This is a genomic window from Pseudoduganella sp. GW821-FHT05F09 (assembly GCF_059419605.1).
Genome location: NZ_JBWKSD010000004.1, coordinates 456,355 through 477,689 on the forward strand (window position 1 = coordinate 456,355; position 21,335 = coordinate 477,689).

Annotated in this window: 21 protein-coding genes; 7 read left to right on the forward strand and 14 right to left on the reverse strand. The window is 64.7% G+C overall.

Annotation, left to right across the window (positions count from 1 at the left end):
• Position 1: 1 nt before the first annotated feature.
• From benC to AC07S4_RS15685, 6 genes are read right to left on the reverse strand one after another with little or no spacing between them, the layout of a single operon-like run.
• On the reverse strand, positions 2-1,021 hold the full coding sequence (gene benC, locus AC07S4_RS15660; RefSeq protein WP_494987526.1) for a benzoate 1,2-dioxygenase electron transfer component BenC: 1,020 nt from the start codon (positions 1,019-1,021) through the stop codon (positions 2-4).
• Positions 1,022-1,035: 14 nt separating this feature from the next.
• A complete protein-coding gene (gene benB / locus AC07S4_RS15665) occupies positions 1,036-1,521 on the reverse strand; it encodes a benzoate 1,2-dioxygenase small subunit (protein WP_494987527.1) in 486 nt (161 codons plus the stop codon).
• Positions 1,518-2,897 carry a benzoate 1,2-dioxygenase large subunit gene (gene benA / locus AC07S4_RS15670; RefSeq protein WP_494987528.1) on the reverse strand — a complete coding sequence of 460 codons (1,380 nt, stop codon included), beginning with the start codon at positions 2,895-2,897 and terminating at the stop codon, positions 1,518-1,520. Before benA ends, benB begins: the two co-directional genes overlap by 4 nt.
• A 12-nt stretch (positions 2,898-2,909) precedes the next feature.
• On the reverse strand, positions 2,910-3,830 hold the full coding sequence (gene catA, locus AC07S4_RS15675; protein ID WP_494987529.1) for a catechol 1,2-dioxygenase: 921 nt from the start codon (positions 3,828-3,830) through the stop codon (positions 2,910-2,912).
• A 25-nt stretch (positions 3,831-3,855) separates the two neighbouring features.
• The gene (catC, locus tag AC07S4_RS15680) at positions 3,856-4,146 is read right to left on the reverse strand and encodes a muconolactone Delta-isomerase (RefSeq protein ID WP_494987530.1); all 291 of its coding nucleotides are present in this window, start codon (positions 4,144-4,146) and stop codon (positions 3,856-3,858) included.
• Positions 4,147-4,158: 12 nt separating this feature from the next.
• Entirely contained in the window at positions 4,159-5,268 is a 1,110-nt protein-coding gene (locus AC07S4_RS15685) for a muconate/chloromuconate family cycloisomerase (RefSeq protein ID WP_494987531.1), read from the reverse strand.
• Positions 5,269-5,379: 111 nt separating this feature from the next.
• Between AC07S4_RS15685 and AC07S4_RS15690 the strand changes: the two genes are divergently transcribed.
• Positions 5,380-6,294, forward strand: coding sequence for a LysR family transcriptional regulator (locus AC07S4_RS15690; RefSeq protein ID WP_494987532.1), 915 nt, complete (start codon positions 5,380-5,382; stop codon positions 6,292-6,294).
• Positions 6,295-6,300: 6 nt separating this feature from the next.
• Here AC07S4_RS15690 and AC07S4_RS15695 read toward each other — a convergent pair whose 3' ends face one another.
• The 5 genes from AC07S4_RS15695 to AC07S4_RS15715 form a co-directional block, all read right to left on the reverse strand.
• Entirely contained in the window at positions 6,301-6,762 is a 462-nt protein-coding gene (locus tag AC07S4_RS15695) for a cache domain-containing protein (protein ID WP_494987533.1), read from the reverse strand.
• Positions 6,752-7,840 (reverse strand): porin, encoded by a 1,089-nt coding sequence (locus AC07S4_RS15700; protein WP_494987534.1) that lies wholly within the window; start codon positions 7,838-7,840, stop codon positions 6,752-6,754. Before AC07S4_RS15700 ends, AC07S4_RS15695 begins: the two co-directional genes overlap by 11 nt.
• Positions 7,841-7,887: 47 nt before the next feature.
• A complete protein-coding gene (locus AC07S4_RS15705; RefSeq protein ID WP_494987535.1) occupies positions 7,888-9,234 on the reverse strand; it encodes an MFS transporter in 1,347 nt (448 codons plus the stop codon).
• Positions 9,235-9,380: 146 nt separating this feature from the next.
• On the reverse strand, positions 9,381-11,678 hold the full coding sequence (locus AC07S4_RS15710) for a tetratricopeptide repeat protein (protein ID WP_494987536.1): 2,298 nt from the start codon (positions 11,676-11,678) through the stop codon (positions 9,381-9,383).
• A gap of 15 nt (positions 11,679-11,693) precedes the next feature.
• Positions 11,694-13,418, reverse strand: coding sequence for an Hsp70 family protein (locus AC07S4_RS15715; RefSeq protein ID WP_494987537.1), 1,725 nt, complete (start codon positions 13,416-13,418; stop codon positions 11,694-11,696).
• Positions 13,419-13,601: 183 nt separating this feature from the next.
• Here AC07S4_RS15715 and AC07S4_RS15720 point away from each other — a divergent pair, with 183 nt between their 5' ends.
• Positions 13,602-14,387 carry a TlpA family protein disulfide reductase gene (locus tag AC07S4_RS15720; RefSeq protein WP_494987538.1) on the forward strand — a complete coding sequence of 262 codons (786 nt, stop codon included), beginning with the start codon at positions 13,602-13,604 and terminating at the stop codon, positions 14,385-14,387.
• Between the two features lie 81 nt (positions 14,388-14,468).
• Positions 14,469-15,239, forward strand: a complete 771-nt coding sequence (locus AC07S4_RS15725; RefSeq protein ID WP_494987539.1) for an alpha/beta fold hydrolase — start codon at positions 14,469-14,471, stop codon at positions 15,237-15,239.
• Between the two features lie 129 nt (positions 15,240-15,368).
• Here AC07S4_RS15725 and AC07S4_RS15730 read toward each other — a convergent pair whose 3' ends face one another.
• Positions 15,369-15,701, reverse strand: a complete 333-nt coding sequence (locus AC07S4_RS15730) for a CzcE family metal-binding protein (RefSeq protein WP_494987540.1) — start codon at positions 15,699-15,701, stop codon at positions 15,369-15,371.
• Positions 15,702-15,844: 143 nt separating this feature from the next.
• Between AC07S4_RS15730 and AC07S4_RS15735 the strand changes: the two genes are divergently transcribed.
• Positions 15,845-16,516 (forward strand): heavy metal response regulator transcription factor, encoded by a 672-nt coding sequence (locus AC07S4_RS15735; RefSeq protein WP_494987541.1) that lies wholly within the window; start codon positions 15,845-15,847, stop codon positions 16,514-16,516.
• A complete protein-coding gene (locus tag AC07S4_RS15740; protein ID WP_494987542.1) occupies positions 16,513-17,919 on the forward strand; it encodes a heavy metal sensor histidine kinase in 1,407 nt (468 codons plus the stop codon). The genes AC07S4_RS15735 and AC07S4_RS15740 overlap by 4 nt, the downstream gene beginning before the upstream one ends.
• On the opposite strand, the gene AC07S4_RS15745 is transcribed toward AC07S4_RS15740, so the two are convergent.
• Positions 17,912-19,093: an MFS transporter gene (locus tag AC07S4_RS15745; protein WP_494987543.1), complete on the reverse strand. Its 1,182-nt coding sequence runs from the start codon at positions 19,091-19,093 to the stop codon at positions 17,912-17,914. The two genes, AC07S4_RS15740 and AC07S4_RS15745, sit on opposite strands and share 8 nt — an antisense overlap.
• 107 nt (positions 19,094-19,200) lie before the next feature.
• Here AC07S4_RS15745 and AC07S4_RS15750 point away from each other — a divergent pair, with 107 nt between their 5' ends.
• Both AC07S4_RS15750 and AC07S4_RS15755 read left to right on the forward strand, forming a co-directional pair.
• Positions 19,201-19,728: a winged helix-turn-helix transcriptional regulator gene (locus AC07S4_RS15750; protein WP_494987544.1), complete on the forward strand. Its 528-nt coding sequence runs from the start codon at positions 19,201-19,203 to the stop codon at positions 19,726-19,728.
• A complete protein-coding gene (locus tag AC07S4_RS15755) occupies positions 19,715-20,101 on the forward strand; it encodes a hypothetical protein (RefSeq protein ID WP_494987545.1) in 387 nt (128 codons plus the stop codon). The genes AC07S4_RS15750 and AC07S4_RS15755 overlap by 14 nt, the downstream gene beginning before the upstream one ends.
• 18 nt (positions 20,102-20,119) lie before the next feature.
• Here AC07S4_RS15755 and AC07S4_RS15760 read toward each other — a convergent pair whose 3' ends face one another.
• Positions 20,120-21,253 carry a GNAT family N-acetyltransferase gene (locus AC07S4_RS15760; RefSeq protein WP_494987546.1) on the reverse strand — a complete coding sequence of 378 codons (1,134 nt, stop codon included), beginning with the start codon at positions 21,251-21,253 and terminating at the stop codon, positions 20,120-20,122.
• Positions 21,254-21,335 lie beyond the last annotated feature (82 nt).

Consider the following 21,335-nt stretch of genomic DNA (forward strand, 5'->3'; position numbering starts at 1 on the left):
ATCAGGCTCCGCTGCTGGCCGAGAATTTTTCGAAATAGAAGTTGGCCGGGGCCACGCCCACGTCGCCCAGCCAGGTGCGCACCGCGTCCACCATGGGTACGGGGCCGCACAGGTAGACGTCGGCATCGCCGCCGTTCAGCCAGGACGGCTCAACGTGGTGCGTGGCGTAGCCCTTGCGCGGATGCGCGCTGGCCTGGTCGGCCACGCAGGTGAGGTAGCTGAACTGCGGGTGCGCCGCCGCGATGCGGTCCAGCTGCTCCAGCGCCACCAGGTCGCAATCGCGGGTGACGGCGAACACCAGCCGCACCGGCTGCGGGAAGCCGTGCGCCGCCAGCACTTCCAGCATGGACAGGAAGGGCGCGATGCCGGTGCCGCCGGCCAGCATCAGCACCGGGCGCTGCACCGGGCGCAGGTAGAAGCTGCCGAAGGGGCCGGAGAAGGCGATCTGCTGGCCGGGCTGCGCCGCGTCTGACAGATAGCTGCTCATGCGGCCGCCCGGTACGTTGCGCACCACGAAGGAGGCGTGCGGCGAGCCGGGCACGGAGCTGAAGGAGTAGGAGCGCGTGAGCGCGGTGCCGGGCACCTCCACGTTCACATACTGGCCGGGCAGGAAGTCGAGCGTGTCCGGCTGCGCCAGCTCCACCGAGAAGCGCAGCGTGGACTCGGACAGCACTTCCACCGAGGCGATGCTGCCGGGGTGGCTGGCCGCCGCCGTCTTGCAGGACGCGGAGGTGGCGGGAATCTTGATGACGCAGTCCGACGTGGGACGCATCTGGCAGTTCAGCACATAGCCTCCGGCCGCGTCTTCCGGCGTGAGCGCGTCTTCGATATAGCTGGACTCGGGCATGTCGTAGCTGCCTGATTCGCACAGGCCGCGGCAGGTGCCGCAGGCGCCGTCGCGGCAGTCCAGCGGAATGTTGACCTTCTGGCGGTAGGCCGCGTCGGCCAGTTTTTCATTGGGGTTGCAGCTGATGAAGCGGGTCACTCCGTCTTCGAACTGCAGTGCGATGGTATGGCTCATGTCCGTGCTCCAGACTAAATATGATAAATATCGATGACCTGGTTGATGTAGTCGTTTTTCAGCACGACGTACTTGTTCAGGATCTTCGGCGCCGGGCCGGAAAAGTCGATCACGTAGCGCGACATGCCGAAGTAGCTGTAGTCCGTCTTGTAGCGGTGGCTCAGCGTGTGCCAGTTGAAGCGCACCGTGCAGACCGCGCCTTCCTGCTTCTCCAGCTCCACGTTGGCGATGTTGTGGCTGGTGCGCGTGTCCGGCATGGTGGCGCTGGAACGCTCGGTCTTGATGCGGAACACGCGGTCTTCCAGGCCCTGGCGGGTGGGGTAGTAGATCAGCGAGATTTCGCGCTCGGGATCCGAGACCAGCGTGTCGTCGTCGTCCCAGGCGGGCATCCAGAACTGGGCGTCCGGGTGGTAGCACTCCAGCCACTCGTCCCACTGCTCGTCGTCCAGCAGGCGGCTTTCGCGGTAAAGGAAAGCTGCGATGTCGTTAATGCTGCTCATTTCTGCTCCTCTTCGGCGCGCAGCGCCTGCTTCATCACGTCCAGCCAGTAGCGGTGCTGCACCGTGTACAGGCCTTCGTCCTCGGTCTTCACGCCGCTCATCACCGGCTGCAGGCCGATCTCCTTGGCCGCGTCGTCCGCGCCTTCGATCCAGTGCGTGGATCCCCGGCACATATCGTTCCATTCCATGGCCTTGCCCGCGTAGCCTTGCTGGCAGGCGCGGAATTCTTCCAGGTCGTCCGGCGTGGCCATGCCGCTGACGTTGAAGAAGTCCTCGTACTGGCGGATGCGGCGCGCGCGCGCCTCGGCCGGTTCGCCTTTCGGGGCGATGCAGTAGATGGTTACTTCGGTCTTGTCCACCGAGATGGGGCGCAGCAGGCGGATCTGCGACCCGAACTGGTCCATCAGGTAGACGTTGGGGTAGAGGCACAGGTTGCGCGAGCGCTCCACCATCCAGTTGGCGGTGGCGGCGCCGAACTTGTCCGCGTACTCCGCGTGGCGCGGATAGTTGGGGCGGTCCTGCGGGTTGGCCCATTTGGTCCACAGCAGGATGTGGCCTTGCTTGAAGGCGTAGAAGCCGCCGCCCTGCTTGCCCCATTTGCCGGCGTCCATGGCCTTGATCTTGTCTTCGCGGCCGCTGGCTGCATCCGCTTCCGCTTCCTTGCGGCGGCTGGTGGTGGCCGCATAGTTCCAGTGCACGGCGGAGACGTGGTAGCCGTCCGCGCCGTTCTCGGCCTGCAGCTTCCAGTTGCCTTCGAAGGTGTAGGTGGACGAGCCGCGCAGCACTTCCAGTCCGTCCGGCGACTGGTTCACGATCATGTCGATGATCTTGGCCGCTTCGCCCAGGAACTCGGACAGCGGCGCCACGTTTTCATTCAGGCTGCCGAACAGGAAGCCCTTGTAGTTCTCGAAGCGCGCCAGCTTTTTCAGGTCGTGCGAGCCTTCCTTGTTGAAGCACTCGGGGTAGCCTGCTTCTTCCGGGTCTTTCACTTTCAGCAGCTTGCCGCTGTTGTTGAAGGTCCAGCCGTGGAAGGGGCAGGTGTAAGTGGCCTTGTTGCCGCGCTTGTGGCGGCACAGCTGCGCGCCGCGATGGCTGCAGGCGTTGATGAAGGCGTTCAGCTCACCCTGGCGGTTGCGCGCGATGAACACGGGCTGGCGGCCGATGTGGGTGGTGTAGTAGTCGTTCACATTGGCCACCTGGCTTTCGTGCGCCAGGTAGATCCAGTTGCCTTCGAAGATGTGCTTCATCTCCAGTTCGAACAGGGCTTCGTCGGTGAAGGCGCTGCGGTGCAGGCGGAAGTCGCCTTTCGCGTGGTCTTCCACCAGGTAGTCGTCCAGGCGCCTGGCCTCGGACTTGACGGGAATGATAGGGATCATGGCGTTCTCCGTTCAGGCGGCGGCGCGGACGCGTTCCACTTCAGCTTCCGGCGCGGCGGGATGCTCGCCGTACAGGCGGAAGTCGAAGTCGATGCTGGAGTAGGGCTGGCGCAGGTCTTTTTGCGCGATGGCGCCCGCATCGGTCACCTTGCTCACCTCCGGCACCAGGCCTTCGCGGCTGGCGAAGGCGAAGTCGTCCCACAGGTACTCGTCGCCGTCGATATTGATCTGCGTGGTCAGCTTGCGGTGGCCGTTCGCAGTGACGAAGAAGTGGATGTGGGCGGGACGCTGGCCGTGGCGGCCCAGCTGATCCAGCAGGGTCTGGGTGCTGCCGCCCGGAGGGCAGCCGTAGCCCTTCGGCATGATGCTGCGGAACTGGTAGCGGCCCTGGGCGTCGGTGATGATGGTGCGGCGAAGGTTGAAGTGCGATTGCGTGGAATCGAAGAAGGAGTAGTTGCCCATCAGGTTGGCGTGCCAGACTTCCACCTTGGCGCCAGGCAGCGGCTGGCCCGCTTCGTCGTACACGGTGCCCTGCATGAACAGCACTTCGGCCTGGGCGCTTTCGCTGCCGTCGTCCAGGCGCGCAAAGCCTGCGCTTTCCGGTGCGCCCGCCACGTACAGCGGGCCTTCGATGGTGCGCGGCGTGCCGCCTTGCAGGCCGGCCTTGGCTTCGGCTTCGTCGGCGCGGATGTCGAGGAAGCGCTCCAGGCCCAGGCCAGGCGCCAGCAGACCCAGTTCATTGGCCTTGCCTGCGTTGGTCAGGAACTCCAGGCCTTTCCAGAATTCGCTCGGCTGGATGTCCAGATCTTCAATCGCCTTGCACAGGTCCGCCACCAGGCGCGCCACCACGGCCTGCACGCGCGGGTTGGCCGGGCGGGTTGCGGTGTCGATGATCCAGCTCTTTACCAGCTTGTCGATGTCGTTATGCGTCATGTCAGTCTCCGTCTAGTGGGTGTGGTTACAGGTCGTTGCTGCGGATTGAAGATGGATGGCGGCACAGCGGCATCACCTCGATCTTCATGAAGGGGAACAGCGGCAGCGTGGAGAGCAGGGTGTGCAGCTCGTCGATGCTGGCGGTGTCGAAAATACTGATGTTCGAATACTGGCCGGCGATGCGCCACAGGTGGCGCCACTGGCCGCTTGCCTGCAGCTCCTGCGAGTAGGCTTTTTCGCGCGCCTTGATGGCGGCCGCTTCGGCTTCAGGCAGGGTGGATGGGATATTCACATCCATGCGAACGTGGAACAGCATTTGAATTTCTCCTTAGTGGCGGCGCAGGCGGCCGAGTTTGTCGGTGTCGACTGCAACGCCCAGGCCGTGGCCGGTGGGCACTTGCAGCATGAAGTCCTTGTAGACCAGCGGTTCCTGCAGCACTTCTTCAGTGAGCAGCAAGGGGCCGAACAGTTCGGTGCCGAAGGACAGGTCGGCGAAGGTGGAGAACAGGTGGGCCGATGCGGCCGTGCCCACGCCGCCTTCCAGCATGGTGCCGCCGTACAGGGCCACGCCCGCCAGCTGCGCCACGGTGGCCACCTGGCCTGCTTGCACCAGGCCGCCGGATTGGGTGATCTTTACCGCGAACACGTCCGCCGCCGCGCTGGTGGCGTAGTCGTAGGCGCTGAGCGGGCCTTGCAGGGCTTCGTCGGCCATCAGCGGCACCGAGAAGCGCTGCGCCAGGCGGGCCATGGCGGCCTTGTGGTGGGCCGGCACCGGCTGTTCGATCAGGTCCACGCCGCCCGCTTCCAGCGCGGTGATGGCCTCGATCGCCTGCAGCTCGTTCCAGGCCTGGTTCACGTCCACGCGCACGCTGACCGCGTCGCCCAGGGCGCGTTTGATGGCCAGCACGTGGTTCACATCGTCGGCCACGGCGCGCGCGCCTATCTTCAGCTTGAAGATGCGGTGGCGGCGCAGTTCCAGCATTTTTTCGGCTTCGGCGATGTCCTTGGCGGTGTCGCCGCTGGCCAGGGTCCAGGCCACCGGCAGCTCGTCGCGCACGCGGCCGCCCAGCAGCTCGCTCAGGGGGATGCCGAGGCGGCGCGCTTGCGCGTCGAGCAGCGCGGTTTCGATGGCGCACTTGGCGAAGCGGTTGCCCTGGATCGCCTTGCGCAGCTTGGCCATGGCCTTGGCCACCTGGCTTGCCTCCATGCCGATCAGCAGCGGCGCGATATGGGTGTCGATATTGGTCTTGATGCTCTCCGGGCTCTCCTCGCCGTAATTCAGGCCGCCGATGGTGGTGGCCTCGCCCCAGCCTTCCACGCCGTCGCCGCAGCGCACGCGCACCAGCACCAAAGTCTGCGTGCTCATGGTGGTCACGGACAGCTTGTGCGGACGGATGGTGGGGACGTCTGCGAGGATGGTTTCTATGCTTTTGATCATATCTTATCCGTATAGTCGGTATAATTCGAAGGGATAACACCACGATAAACCCTTGAAAAAGCATCGTCCAACACTGATTTGGTATCGCGTCAATACTTATAAGGTATGAAGATGGAGATTCGGCACTTGCGCTATTTCCTCGCTGTTGCAGAGGAGAAAAACTTCACACGGGCGGCGCACCGCCTGTTCATAGCGCAGCCGCCGCTCAGCCGGCAGATCCAGCAGCTGGAGGAGGAGCTGGGTGTGGCCCTGTTCGAGAAAGGCTCGCGGCCGCTGCGCCTCACCGAGGCCGGTGTTTTTTTTCAGGCGCACGCCCAGGTCTTGCTCGACAAGATGGCCGATTTGAAGACGATGACGCAGCGCGTGGGCAAAATCGAGCGCACGCTGTCGATCGGTTTTGTGGCGTCCACGCTGTATGGCCTGCTGCCGGAGATTGTGCGCCGCTTCCGCACGCAATACGAGGGCGTGGAAATCACCTTCCACGAATTGACGACGATGGAACAGATGCGCGCGCTGAAGGAAGGCCGCATCGACGTGGGCTTTGGCCGCGTGAAATCGGAAGACCCTTCGATACGCCGCATCCTGCTGCGCGAGGAGAGGCTGATCGTGGCGCTGCCGGTGGGGCACCGGCTGGCCGAACTGGGGCGGCCGCTCAAGCTGCGCGAGGTGGTGGCCGAGAATCTGATCGTCTACCCGCGCAATCCGCGTCCCAGCTTTGCCGACCAGGTGCTGGCCATCTTCAGCGACCGCGCGCTGCATCCCGAGCACGTCATGGAAGTGCGCGAGCTGCAGATCGCCATTGGCATGGTGGCGGCGGGGCAGGGCATCTCCATCGTGCCGGACAGCCTGCAAGGCATGAAGCGCACCGACGTGCAATACGTCGAGATCGACGACAAGCACGCGGTGTCCCCCATCCTGTTCAGCATACGGCTGATGGACAGGACCGAGGAAATCCGCAACATGCTGCAGATTATTTACGACGTCTACGAGTCGCGCGGCATCCCGCACGTGAAGGAAGAGCTGTAGCCTGCGCTACTTGCGATAGATGCCAACCCCAAGCCACACCGTGTCGTTCACCTTCTCGACATAGGAGGTCTTGGGTTCCAGCGCTTTGCTGCCCGGATTGACCCACTGGTAGTCCACCCAGCCGGAGCCCTTGGACTTCGCCAGTTCGGCCATCGCCCTGGAGAAGTACTTGCCGTCCGCGTCCTTCAGTTCCGACAGGTCCTTGCCGTTCATGCGCTTGTTGGCGGCATGGCAGATCATCTTGGCCGTCATATCCTGGACGAAGACATACATCTCGCCCTTTATGAAGCCGGACTGAGGATTCGCAAAGTCGGCGCAAGCCTGCTCCACGCCCTTGGCGTTCACATGGGCCACGGCTTTTTTCGCCAGCGCCATAGCCTCCTCGCGCGATGCGTTCTGTCCATGCGCCAGGCCGGCCGCCGTCAGCAAGGCCGCAGCGGCGGCGCTTTTTCGCAGTTCAGAACGCATGGCGCACTCCGGCCGAGATGCCCGACTGGTTCAGGCCCGTACCCACCGTGCCGCCGGCGTCGAGCGCGATGGCGGCGGCGCCGGCGTTCTTCATGTGGCCCAGCGAGGTGTACATGGCGGTGCGCCTGGACAGGAAATAAGTCAGGCGCAGCACCGACAGCGTGGAGTCGTTGCCGCTGTCCTTCACGTCGTGGCGCGCCACCTGGGCGTCGAGCTGCGTCAGCGGCGACAGCGGATAGCTGGCGCCGATGTAGTACAGATCCGACTCAAGGTCATTGGCGCGCGTGGCCGCCACCTTCTTGCGCGCCATCACGCCCGCGCCTATCTTGGTCGCGCCCAGCATGGCGTAGCCGTTTGCGGTGACGCGCTTGTCGCTGCTGTCGCTGGTGGTGAGCCCGGCCGCCGCACCGGTATTGCCGTACATGATGTCGTAGGTGGCGTTCAGGCCCCAGTCCTTGCCGTCATAGCCCAGCAGCCCTGTGATCTGGCGGCAGGCTTTTGAATTGCCCGCCACCTCGCCGGCGCAATTGGTGCCGCCCGGCCCGCCCGCCGAGGACGCGTCCCGTCCCAGGCTATAGGTTGCGCCCACGGCGAAGCCGTTGAAGACGCCCAGGTAGCCGACCGCGTTGTCGCTGCGCGCGTTGGGGATGTACAGGTCGATGCTGGACATGCTGAACAGATTCGGTCCCAGCACGTCCGCCTTCGCTTGCGCCAGGAAGGTCATGTTGACCTGGCGGCCCAGCGTCAGCGTGCCCCAGGCGCCTTTCAGGCCCACATTGGCCTGGCGGCCGAACAGGCGGTTGCCTTGGCCCACGGTGCCGGTGTCCAGGCTCACGCCGGTCTCCAGCGTGAATACGGCTTGCAGGCCGCCGCCCAGGTCCTCCACGCCACGGAAGCCCAGCCGGGAAGGCACGCTGCCGGTCAGGCCCGGCACTTTCACCATCGAGTCGCCCGCCGCGTTGGTGTTGGTCGTGTAGGCCAGGCCGCTGTCAAGAATGCCGTAGATGGTGACCTGGCTTTGCGCCATGGCCGGATGGATGATGGCGGCCAGTGCGGCGCACAGTACTGCTCTTTTCATGGTGTCTCCAGATTGTTGTGTTTTATGGACGTGCGCAAACGCGCGGACTACGCCGCTTCGGCTTGCGCCGCCGTGGCGCCGTGCGAGGCCGACGCCGCAGGCTTCTGCCGGATCAGCGACACGGCGACAACGGCGATGGCGGCGGGGATGGCCATGGCCATGAAATTCTGCTCCAGCGGCAGTTGCATGCCGACCAGCGTGCCGATAACGATAGGCGCCAGGATGGCGCCGCTGCGGCCCACGCCGGAAGCCCAGCCGATGCCGGTGGCGCGGATCGCCATCGGGTAGAACTGGCCCGCATAGGCGTAGGTGACGATCTGCGTGCCGATGGTGGACGCGCCGGCCAGGCCCACCAGCAGGAACAGCACTTCGGTCGGCACCTTATAGCCGAGCAGCGTGATGGAGACACCTGCCAGCGCGTACATGCCGACCAATACGTGCTTGATGTTGAAGCGGTCCGCCAGCCAGCCGCCGCCGACCGCGCCTATCACCGCGCCGAAGTTCAGCACCAGCACAAAGGTCAGCGCGGAGCCCAGGCTGTAGCCGGCGCTGGCCATCAGCTTGGTGAGCCAGGAACTGAGCGCGTACACCATGAACAGGCACATGAAGAAAGCCACCCAGAACATCACGGTGCTGAAGCCGCGTCCATCCTGGAACAGCTTGCGGATGGGCGCGCCCGCTGCGCTGTCGACGGCGGGTATGGCAAAGCGGTCGCCGCTGCCAGGGTGGTAGGACGGCTCCATGCGCGTCAGGATGGTTTTCAACTCCGCCAGGCGGTTCTCCCTGATCAGGAAGGGCATGGACTCCGGCATGAACTTCAAAATGAAGGGAATCAGCAGCACCGGCACGCCCGCCGCCAGGAAGACGGACGACCAGCCGTAGCTCTCGATCAGTCCCTTGCCCAGCAGCGCGGCCAGCATGCCGCCGACCGCATAGCCGCTGAACATGAGCGTGACCATGGTGGAGCGGATTTTTTTGGGCGAGAACTCGGTCATCTGCGCCACCACATTCGGCATCACGCCGCCTATGCCCAGGCCTGCCAGGAAGCGCATGGCGCTGAAGGTATAAGGATCGGTGGCGAAGCCCGCCGCTGCGGTGAATACGCTGAACAGGCCGATGCAGATGGCGATGGCGAGGCGGCGGCCGATCTTGTCGGCCACGGTGCCGAGGAAGATGGCGCCGAACATCATGCCGAACAGCGCCGAGCTGACCATGAAGCCGGCATTTTGGGCGGTCACGCCCATCTCCTTCATGATGGAGGGCAGGGCGATGCCTGCGACGGCAAGGTCGTAGCCGTCGCAGATGATGATGAGGGCGCACCAGAACAGCACGCCGGCGTGGAAGCGCGTGAAGCGCGCCCCGTCCGACAGCTTGTGAACGTCGATTTGTTGCATGGTTTAGTCTCCTGAAAGCCCCGGTTAATAGTTTTGAAATGGGGACATTCGGAGAATAGATATACCTTGCAGCGGCGTCCAAGACCGATTTGGTAGCTTTTCGATACCCGGCAGGTATCAGATAGCTAACTGCTTGCGGGATGGAGCTACTTGATGCCGTAACTCAGATAGCGCCGCGCGATGTCGCCGTCCGCAGCCATTGCGGCCTGCATGTCGGCCTTTGCGTCGTCAAGCTTGCCGAGTTGGCGCTGGGCGATGCCGCGCCCGTAGCGCGAGCTGGACATGGCAGGTTGCAGGTTTAAAGCGGCGGTGTACGCGGCGACTGCCTCATCGTAGCGTCCGAGGCGCAACAGCACCAGCCCTTTGCTGTCCAGCGCAGGCGCGTTCCTTGGCGCTTTTTCCAAGGCGGCGGAACAATTGGCCAAGGCTGTATCAAGGGCGAGATTGTGCGTCGCCAGGAACCAGCAGATGCTATTGAGCTGCACATGCGTCTTGTTCGCTTCGCGCACGGCGGCCAGATCAATCTCGGATTCCTTGGCTTTTCCGGACTGCAGCAGGGCCATGCCACGCTCGAACTGTAGCTGCACGCGGTTCGCGCGGCCGGCAGGCTGCGCTGCCAGTGCGGCGCCGTATGCCTCAGCCGCGAGTCCGTAATTTTTCGCCTCAAACTCGGATAGGGCAAGCAAATGCAGGGCGCCTTCGTCGCTGGCGTCGATGGCCAGGGCGGTCGTGATGGCGGCCCGGCGGCCGATGATATCGGCTACGGGCAGCAATTTTGCGCGTTCCAGGAAAAGGTCCACGGAACGGACCTCTGCCGTACCTCGCTCCAGTATCGCCAGTGCGTCCTTTTTCCGGCCCAGGGTCAAGTAAATCTCGGCCGCATTGACATACGACCTGGCGTTCTTGGGATCGGCTCCAATCAGCGCTTCGGCCTGGTGGGCCGCCTTCTCGGGCTTGCCCGCCGCTTGGTGCAGGCGCGCGGCGATCAGATAGGAAAAGACATTGCCTTCGGGCTTGAGCCGGATGGACTCCGACACATCGGACAGCGCCTGGTCAATTTGCCTGTCGCCTTCATACGCCAGGGCGCGCTGCTGGTAGTGATACCAGTTGGGGGCAAGCTGAATGGCACGGGTGAAGTCGGCGATGGCGCCGTTGTAGTCCCTTTCCGCCAATGCCAGCAAGCCTCGCGTGCGGATGATGATCAAGTTGTTGGGGGCGAGCGCTTCGGCACGCAGCACGTCCTTTGTGGCCTCCTCATAGCGGTTCTCATAGTAGTATGCCAAGGCGCGGTTGGCGTAGGCCTGAGCATAGGAAGGGGTGGCCTCGATTGCCAGTGTGTAGTTGGTAATGGCGCTTGCCGTGTCGCCGTCGTCTAAGCGCAGGTTGCCGCGATCGAGCAGCGCTTTGGCGCTGGCATTGATTTCGACGAGCGGTTTTCCGCCGCCTTGGCCCGCGCGGCTGTCGCCGCTGTCATGGCTGAAATTGCTGGCGCAGCGCACCAGCCAGATGGTGAGTATGAATGCCAGCCAAATCCAGTTTATGCCGGTGCCCGATTGTTTTTCGTAGGACGCTTCGGCAGACTTGTTCCAGCCTTTGAAGGTTAGAGCCCGGCGCCATGCGGGCACCTGGGCATTCCGTTCGCGCCAGTTCACAATGCGCGGGACGCTCGCGACCAAGGCCAGCCACTCGGGAAAGCGCGCCACCAGCGTTTCCAGCGTAGGCGATTGCAGAACCAGTTCGCGCGTGGTCGGCTCGCGCTCCTCGCGCAAGCGCGTGATGAGGGACTGCTGGCGTTCACGCGCGGCTTCCTCCTGCAAGTCGAACATGGCGCGCTGCTCAAGGGCGCGGTCGAGTGTCCAACCGGCGGGACCGAGGCCGGCAACGCGCCGCCGGTCATTGTCCCAGTCGAACACCGCTGTGGCGGCCACCAGCAAGGCGTCGTGCCCGGGCCGCCAGCCTTCCGCCAGCAGATGGGCTACGTGGTGTTCGAAATTGTCGCGCGCGACGATGCTGATCAGGCGCGGGTCCGCGAGGCTATGGCGCAGCTCGCGCTTCCATGCGGCATCCTCGATAGCCGGCCTTTCGTCAGAGATGCGGCCGCTGCGCTCTAAAAACTCGGCAAACACGGCTCCTGCCATTGCCTCCTGATCGTCGGCGAACTGCTGCTGCGCGGGCATGTCTTCGTCCGCTGGCGGCGTTGTTGCGGCCCGCGGTTCCAGATCTGGTTGCGCCGTTTGTTCCGCAAGCTCGCCATGGAATTCCGAGGCGCGGTAGCGCACCCAGTACAAGGCCTCGTCATAGGCTTCGCGCAGCGTCTGGAATCCAGCCGGGTCTGCTTCCTGGTCGATCGCCTTCAGCTCGCGTGCATACGCGCGGCGGATGCTGCGTTCATCGGCATCGGCCGAAATGGACAGGCGTTGAAGGTATGCGGGCAGCGTCGTCATGGTGGTGATCCGAGCTTATTGGATGCCGTCGTTGATGGGGGCTGTAAAGCTGTGGTGTTCGGCGTCATTGAGCATGGCTTCGAACTGCTTGCGCTGCGGTTCAATGCGGCGCTTGTCCTGCGTCTCCAGTGCCTGTTCGAAGGCCAGGATCTGCGCGCCGAACCACTCGCGCTGCGGGCCGCGGATTTGTTGGTACAGGCGCTCCGCGCGCGCGAGCAGCGTGCGGTGTTCCAGGCGGTCGCGCGGGTGAATTTTGAGTTCCGACAGCTCGATGAAACGCGCGGCGATTTCCGCCTCCGACAGCATGCCGGGGTTGCCTTCTATGACGATGCTGTGTTTTTGCGCCGTCTTGACTATGGTGGCGTCAACCTGAAGGAGGCCATTGATATCGTATGTGAAACGGACATCGATGCCGCTGTCTTCCCGCGCCAGTTGCGGCAGCGCAATTTGCAGGTTGCCAAGATGAATATTGTCGCGGCACATGCGTGCCTCCCCCTGGAATACATTGAGGTCGAGCTGTTTCTGGCGTTCGGTGACGGCGAAATAGCGTTTGACGCGGCTGACCGGTACGGGCGTATTGCGTTCAATGATGGGATCGAAGTGCCCATTCGAGAAGGTGCCGTCGCCCAGCTCCATGGAAACTGCGATGCCGAGCGAGTAGGGCGCAACGTCCGTCATCACTACTTCGTCCAGTGCGGCGTCGCGCATCTTCAGCCCTGCCTGGACGGCGGCGCCCAGCGCCACCACCTCGTCTGGATTGATGTCGCAGGCCGGGAAGCGGCCGAACATGCGCGCAACCAGGCGGCGCACCATAGGCATCCGCGTGGCGCCGCCTGCCAGCACAACGTTGTCCAGTTCCGCCGTCCGCAGGTTGGCGTCGCGCAAGGCGCGTTCGACCGGGTCGCGCAGGCGCCGCAGCAGGCCATCGCAGATGCGCTCCAGCGCGTGCTCGTCGATTTCAAGCAGGTGCTCTACGTCCTTCTCAACGATACGGATAGTCGCGTTGGCGGAATCGCTGAGTGCCCGCTTCGCCGCTTCGGCCTGTGCGTACAGGCGCTGCATAAAGCGGTGGTCGTTTTTCAGTGTGGACGGGAGTTTGCAATGCTCGAAGAAGTGGTCGACGAGGCAACGCATGAAGTCTTCTCCGCCCAGCATATTGTCGCCTGCCGAAGCGCGCACTTCCATGACGCCTTCGAACAGGTCCAGCACGGAGACGTCGAAAGTGCCTCCGCCCAGATCGAACACCAGGAAGCGAGTTTCCGAGCCGCGCAGATGAATGCCATAGGCGAGTGCGGCCGCAGTGGGCTCGTTCAACAGGCGATCAACTTTCAGGCCTGCCAGCTGTCCTGCCGCGCGGGTGGCCTTTCGTTGGGCGTCGGAGAAGTAGGCGGGCACAGTGATGATGGCCTCGGTGATTGCAATGCCGAGCGCGGCCTCCGCATCTTCCTTTAATGCGCGCAAAATCAGCGCAGACAGTTCTTCCGGGCGGAAATCCTTTCCGCCGAGGCGCAGGGTTTTGTCGCTTCCCATATAGCGCTTGAATACGGCGGCGGTGCGGTCCGGATGGGTTTGCAGCCGCTCGCGCGCGGCGCGGCCAACCAGAATGCTGCCATCTTCGTCCAGACTGACACAAGAAGGCGTTAATACATCGCCCAGACTATTGGGGATCAGCCGGGACGCGCCGTTCTCCCACACTGCAATCAAGCTGTTAGTCGTACCCAGGTCTATTGCGACGATCATGACGGCCTCAACTTTTGGCAAATAAAAAATTTTACCAGAAATGCAATTTTCATCCGGAAATCTTTTATTCGGAAGCCTGGGGATGGACTTGGCAGCACAGCGAAGCGGGATTCTTTCAGGGGGGGGCCTGTGCTATCTTGCCGCTGGGCCGGGCGTGCCGGTAGTTGGATAGGGAGAGGGCGGGTGTTTTCAGTGAATGTGGGACCGCTGGTGCTGCAGGCCAGCCATTTGCCGCTGGCGATGGCGTTCGGCGTGGCCGCCGGCGTGGCTTATCTGGCCGGGCGAAAGAACAAAGTGAACGTCACCGGCATATTGCTGGACATGGCGCTGGCTGCGCTGGTGGCGGGGCGCATCGCCTTCGTTGTCATGCGCTTTGACGATTTCCGCAGCGCGCCGTGGTGGTCGGTATTCGATTTTCGCGACGGCGGCGGCAACTGGCCTGCGGCCATCGCGGGCGGCCTTGCGGTGGCTGTGTGGCGCTGCTGGCGCAAGCCGCAGCTGCAAGCGCCGCTGGCTGCGGGCCTGATCGCGGCGGTGTTCGCGTGGGACATGTCCGGTTCGGCCATCGCCTTGCGCAGTCCGCAGGGCGCGGCCGCGCCGGCCGCCATCCGGCACTACGCGGGCGGCAAGCCTATGGTGGTGAACTTCTGGGCCAGCTGGTGCCCGCCGTGCCGGCGCGAGATGCCGGTGCTGGCCAAGGCGCAGCAGCAGCGCGGCGACGTGGCCTTCGTCTTCGTCAACGAGGACACCGAAGCGGCGGCCGGGCATGGCTTCCTGGCCGAACGCGGCTTCACGGTGGCCAATACGGTGCACGACGCGGACGCGAAGATCGCGCACGCGGTAGGCGCTTCCGCTTTCCCCACCACGCTGTTCTACGGCGCGGACGGCAAGCTGGCCAGCCTGCACATCGGCGAGTTGTCGCAAGCCTCGCTCAATGCCTACCTCGAAAAGATCGCGCGGCCGCTGTAATCTTTTTGTAATTTGCGGGTCATGTTTGGGTCATGCGCCGGTTTCTATACTGGGTCTTTCAACCAGTAAAAGGACAGGACCATGAAACGCTCAATCTTCGCGGCTGCGGCCGCAGCCATGCTGGCCGGCGGCCTCGCCATTTCCGCCTCGGCCGCCACAGCCGCGCCCAGCGCGCCCTCCGTGCACAACGTCGTGCTGGTTCACGGCGCCTATGCGGACGGCTCCGGCTGGAACGACGTGATCGCGCGCCTGCAAAAGGCCGGCATGCATGTCACCTCGGTACAGAATCCATTGACCTCGCTGGCGGACGACGCCGACGCCACGCGCCGCGTGCTGGCGCTGCAGGACGGGCCGACCATCCTGGTGGGGCACTCCTGGGCCGGCACTGTGATCAGCGAAACCGGCAACGATCCGAAAGTGAAGGCGCTGGTCTACGTTGCGGCGCGCGCGCCGGACGTGGGCGAAGACTACGCCGCACTGGCCGCCAAATTCCCTGCCGCGCCAGCGGCGGCGGGCCTGGTGAAGTCGCCGGACGGTTTCGCCCAGCTGAGCGAGCAGGCATTTGTGCGCGACTTCGCAGGAGACCTGGACCCGGCGCAGGCGCGCGTGCTGTACGCCGGCCAGGGCCGCATTTCGCAGGCGCTGTTCGCCAGCCGCACCACGCAGGCAGCCTGGAAAAACAAGCCAAGCTACTACGCCATCTCGCTGCAAGACCGTACCACCTCGCCTGAGCTGGAGCGCTACGTCGCCAGGCGCATGGGCGCCAAGACGATAGAGCTGGACTCCAGCCACGTATCGATGATTTCCCATCCCGACGACATCGCCAACCTGATACTGGAAGCGGCAAAGTAAGAGGACCAGACGCCGGAAGCCCCGGCGCGTCCACGAAACATCGTGGCGCGCCGGGGCTTTTTCGAGTCCGGAAAAAACAGGTATAGGGCGGGTTGGCGGTGTAAGCGTCCAACCCGCCAACCGCGCTGATCAGCGGTAGAGTGGATTGGCTCCCACATAAACTACAACCTTGGGGTCCACGCTGCCCGCCGGTGCGATTTTCGCCAGGTGGAAGGCGCTTTCGCCTGTCAGCGTGTCAAAATGCCAGGTGAAGCGTTCACCGCTGGCGGTCTTGAATTCCACCGTATCGCCGTTGTCGACGTTGACGCCGGCGGTTGCTGCGGTCAGCGTCACCGTGCGCTGTGCGTTGGCTGGCGCGACGGCCTTGCCGTAGATGGCGGTGCCGCCGGTGGAAGCGAAAGCGCCGGCGGAAGCGGCGGCCAGTGCGGCGGTCAGTGCCGCCATGCGAAGTGCGTTAAACATGTTGTAGTCCTTTGGTTGGGAGTGGGCTTGTCACGGTTCCCATGCTAACTAGGCGCCACTGACGCGAAGATGACGCGCAAATTACAGATTTGTAATCCAAACGGCGGCCGGAAAAGCCGACAATGGCCCATCTGGAGGGCACGATGAAAATACTGGTGGTGGAAGACGAACCGAAGGCCGGCGATTACCTGGTCAAGGGATTGCAGGAGTCCGGCTACGTGGCGGACCTGGCGCGCAACGGCGTGGACGGCCTGGCGCTGGCGCTGGAACTGGACTATGAGCTGATCGTGCTGGATGTGATGCTGCCGCAAATGGACGGCTGGGCCGTGCTGGCCAGGCTGCGCGAGCGCAAGCAGACCCCGGTGCTGTTCCTCACCGCGCGCGACGACGTGGCGGACCGCGTAAAAGGCCTGGAACTGGGCGCGGACGACTACCTCGTCAAGCCCTTCGCCTTTGCCGAACTGCTGGCCCGCGTCAAGACGCTGATGCGCCGGGGCCCGGTGCGCGAGATGGAACTGATACGCGTGGCCGACCTGGAAATCGACGTGCTGCGCCGCCGCGTCACGCGCCAGTCCGCGCGCATAGAACTGACGGCCAAGGAGTTCGCGCTGCTGCATCTGCTGGCCAAGCGCCAGGGCGAGGTGCTGTCGCGCACGCAGATCGCCTCCATGGTGTGGGACATGAACTTCGACTCCGACACCAACGTGGTGGACGTGGCCGTGCGCCGCCTGCGCGCCAAGATAGACGATCCTTACGAGGCCAAGCTGATACAGACAGTGCGCGGCATGGGCTATTTGCTGGAGCACCGGCCATGAGCGCGGCCGCCGCCAGGCGCCTGGGGCCGTTGTCGCTGACGGCGCGGGTGGCGCTGCTGCTGGCGGCGGTGGCCATCGCCACTTTCCTGGCCGCAGGCGCCTATCTGTACCAGACGCTGGCCACCCAGATGTATTACCGCGACGACGTGGAGCTGGTGAACAAGGCCACGCAAATCCGCCGCATCGTGGCCAGCCTGCCGTCGCCGCAGGCCATCGCGCAGGATCAGCGCCCGCTGGTGGAAACCCTGTCCGGCCACAACGACTTCATGTTGCGCGTGCGCGGCCCGGCGGGCGAACGGCTGCTGCAAACGTCCATCACCTCGCGCCCGCTGCCGAAGATCGCCAGCGTACCCGCGCAGAACGCGCTGACGCTGGACGATATCCACGACTGGGTGCCGGAGCAGGGCAGCGGCCGCATGGTCAGCGCGCAGGGCCTGGCTGGCGGCGAGCCGGTGGAAATCACGCTGGCGCGCGAGCGCTCCGACCGGCTGCGCATCCTCAAGCGCTACGGCGCGGACCTGCTGCTGGCGCTGGCCGGCGGCGCGGCGCTGGCTGCGTTGCTGGGCTACGCCATCGTGCGCCACAGCATGCGCAGCGTGCGCTCGCTGATCGGCAAGGCCAACGACATCAACGCCAGCCGCCTCAATACGCGCCTGTCGGTGAAGGACGCTCCGGCCGAACTGCGCGACATGGGCGCCGCCTTCAACGCAATGCTGGACCGGCTGGAGGAGGGCGTGCAGCGCCTGTCCGGCTTTGCCGCCGACCTGGCGCACGACCTGCGCACGCCGCTCAACACGCTGATGGTGGAAACCCAGGTGGCGCTGTCGCGTCCGCGCACCGTGGAGGAGTATCAGGCGCTGCTTGCGTCCAACTCCGAGGAATACGAGCGGCTGGCGCGCATGATAGAGAACACGCTGTTCCTGGCGCGCGTGGACAACGCGCAGCTGGCCTTGCAGCGCGAAACCCTGGACCTGCGCGCCGAGCTGCTGCGCATCCACGACTACTTTGAAATCCTCGCCGAAGACGTGGGCGTGCGGCTGGCGGTGGACGTGCCGGCGCTGGAGTTGCAGGTCGATCCCGTGCTGCTGCAGCGCGCCGTCAACAACCTGGTCTCGAACGCCATCCGCTACACGCCTGCGGGCGGCGAGGTCCGGCTGTCCGCGCGGCGTGTGCAGCGCGGGGTGGAACTGGCCGTCAGCAACACCGGCACCGGCATCGCCCCCGAGCACCTGCCGCACATCTTCGAGCGCTATTACCGCGCGGACGCGGCCCGCTCCAGCCAGGCCCACTCGGCGGGGCTGGGCCTGTCCATCGTGCGCGCCATCATGCAGTTGCATGGCGGCGAGGTGCGCGTGGAGAGCGTACCGGGCGGCAGCACAAGCTTCTTCCTACGTTTTAATTGACGGCTGCGGCCAGCGGCCGCGCCGCCGCTTGCTCCTTGCGGATCAGCCGGTCCGCCAGCCGCGCAATGATGAAAGCGGCGGCCAGCAGGGCCGCGCCCACCAGGCCGATCTGGTGCCGGTCCAGCAAGGCGATGCTGGCCGCGCCGACCACGCCCGCCGCCGACACGCCCACATACAGCGCCGCCGAGTTCAGCCCCAGCAGCAGCGGCGCGGACGCCGGCGCCAGGCTGATCAGGCGGTGCTGCTGCGGCACCAGCAGCCCCCAGCCGCACACGCCCCACACCACGATGGATAGCGCCGCGCTCCACAGCTGCGCAGCGGCCCAGGGCAGCAGCGCGAAATTGACGGCGCCGAGCGCCAGCGCGCCGTAAATGATGGTGCGGCTGCCGAAACGGTCCGTCAGCTTGCCCGCACTCAGGTTGCCCACCGTGGCGGCCGCGCCCCACAGCAGCAGCAAGCCCGCCAGCACTTCCGTCCTGCCGCCGGTTACACGGTCGAAGGTCACGCCGATATAGGTGTACACGGCGAACATGCCGGAATAGGCCGTCAGCGTGGTGAGCAGGGTGAGCAGCACGCGGCTGTCCTTCAGCGGCGCCAGGCGCTGGCGCAGCGTGACGGCGGGCAGGGCGGGGATGGCTGGCAGCATGGCGTAGACGGCCACGCCGGCGATCAGGCCCACGGCGGTGACGAACCACATGGTGGCGCGCCAGTCGCCCAGGCCGCTGATGAAGGTGCCGATGGGCGAACCGAAGGCCGTGGCGCTGGTCAGCCCGGCGATGACGATGGCGAGCGCCTGGGCGCGCTTCTCGGGCGGCACCAGCGACGCGCCGGTGGCCGTGGCGGTGGGGCTGAACATGGCCGCGCCCAGGCCGGCGATCAGCCGGCTGGCCAGCACCCATTCTATGGTCGGCGCCACCGCCGTGATCAGATTGCCCAGCACAAACACCGCCAGCCCCGTCAGCAGCAGGCGCTTGCGCGGCCAGTGCGCCGCCGTGGCCGCCACCACCGGCGACAGCAGCGCATAGCTCAGCGCATACAAAGTGACCATCTGCCCGGCCACGCCTATCGACACCCCCAGCGACCGCGACACCTGGGGAAGTATGCCGGCCACGACAAAACTGTCTGTGCCGATGGCGAACATGCCCGCTGCCAGCACGATCAAACGACGATCCATGGTACTGCTCCTTAAAAAGCGTGCCTTTGCAGGCGTAAGTTTAGTTTCATAATGAAACTTAGCAGATAAAGTTGCGTAATGCAACTGATGGATTTAGAATCGTCCGCATGCAACGTAAAACTTTCGAAGGCATGAACTGCTCCATAGCCCGCGCGCTCGACCAGGTTGGCGAGTGGTGGAGCCTGCTTATCATTCGCGAATGCACGCTGGGCACGACGCGGTTTGACGAATTCCAGGAGCGGCTGGGCATCGCCCGCAACATCCTGACCAGCCGGCTCAACCGCCTGACGGAACTGGGCATACTGGAAAAAACCGCGCTCGAGGGGCACGAACGCCGCCAGGGCTACCGCATGACGCCCAAGGGCGAGGAATTGTTCCCCGTCTTGCTGGCCCTGCTGCAATGGGGCGACAAATGGGCGCCGGGACCCAATGGCGGTTCGGTGCGCTATGTGGAGCGCGGGAGCGGCCGGGAGGTGGAGCCGGTAGGCCCCAAGTCCGCCGACGGCCGCGCGCTTGGCCTGCGCGATCTGCGCATGATGCCGGGACCGGGCGCTACCGCGTCCACCCAGGCCAGGATAGACGCCCGCAACGCGGCGCTGCTAGGTGAAAGCGAGGAACAAGATGCAGATCATTGATTTTCCGGCCCTGATGGCGCTGGCCGCAGGTTCGGCGGCGGTCAGTGCGAAATGCAGCTGCAACAGCGTGCCGCTGCTGGCCTGGCAAAGCCTGCCGACGTCGCTGGATCTGGAGCAGCTGGTCGAAGTGGGCACGCTGGTGGAAGACCCCTACGATGATCCCACCTTCAAGGAATACCATCCCAAGGGCACGCGCTACGAAAGCGAAGACGCGCCCATCGCGCCGCGCTACTACCCGGCCAATCTCAGCCAGGTGCTGCGCTGCCAGGTTTGCGGCCGCCACTATCTGCGCTACAACGAGGCCGGCGGCTACTTCACCGAACTGCGCATGCGCGCTTTGCGCCCCGAACTGCTGGTAGACGCAGCCCTGTAACACAGGCCGCCTGCGCCGCTACGTGCGGAACGGATTGCGCTCATTCAGCTCGCTGATGTAATCGTCGATGCCGCCGCTCTCGCGTTCCAGGAAGCGTTCCACCGCGTCGGCAAAGGCGGGGTGTGCCAGCCAGTGGGCCGACCAGGTCTTCTGCGGCAGGAAGCCGCGCGCCATCTTGTGCTCGCCCTGCGCGCCGCCTTCGAAGGTGGCGATGCCGTTGGCGATGCAGAACTCCAGCGGCTGGTAATAGGCCGTCTCAAAGTGCAGGCAGGGCACGTGCTCGTCGGCGCCCCAGTAGCGGCCATACAGCGTGTCCTCCGTATGGATCACCAGCGACGACGCAATGGCGCGGCCCGCGCGCTCGGCCACCACCAGCAGGATATTGCCGGGCATGGCGGCGCCGATGCGCCGGAAAAAATCCAGGTTCAGATACGGCGACGAACGGTGCTCGGCGTAGGTGTTCGAATAGCAGCGATGGAAAAAGCGCCAGTCCTCGTCGCTGGCGTCGCGGCCGCGTATCTGGCGCATGGTCACGCCGGCCTCGCGCACCTTGCGGCGTTCGGCGCGGATGTTCTTGCGCTTCTTGTGCTCCAGCGTGGACAGGAACTGTTCAAAGTCGGTGTAGCCCTGGTTCAGCCAATGGAACTGCACGCCGCTGCGCAGCATAAAGCCCGCCTCGTGCAGCTGCATGGCCTGCTCCTCCGGCGGATACAGCACGTGCGTGGACGAGATGTCCGCCGATTTCTGCTGCGCCTTCAGCAGCGCGACCAGGGCCGCGCGGGCCTGGCCGTCGCGCGCCAGCAGGCGGCCGCCGGTGACCGGCGTGAACGGAATGGCCGACAGCAGCTTGGGGTAATACTCGATGCCGTTGCGGTGGTGGGCGTCCGCCCAGGCCCAGTCGAACACATATTCGCCGTAGGAATGCGATTTGACATACAGCGGCATGGCGGCGGCCAGTTCGCCGCCGTCCCACAGCGCCAGATACTGCGGCTGCCAGCCCGTCTCCGCGCTGGCACTGCCGGATTCGTGCAGCGCATGGAGGAAGGCGTAAGACAGGAAGGGATTGGTTTCGCCCTGCGCGGCCAGCAAGCCGTTCCAAGCGGCTTCGCCGACTTCGGCGAGGGAGGAAATAACGTCGGGGCGATAGCTCATTGGGCCATTTTACGCAAAATCGGCAAACCTCACCGAAGCGAGCTGAGCCCCATCGGGGCCTAAGCGACCTGAGCCGCATTCG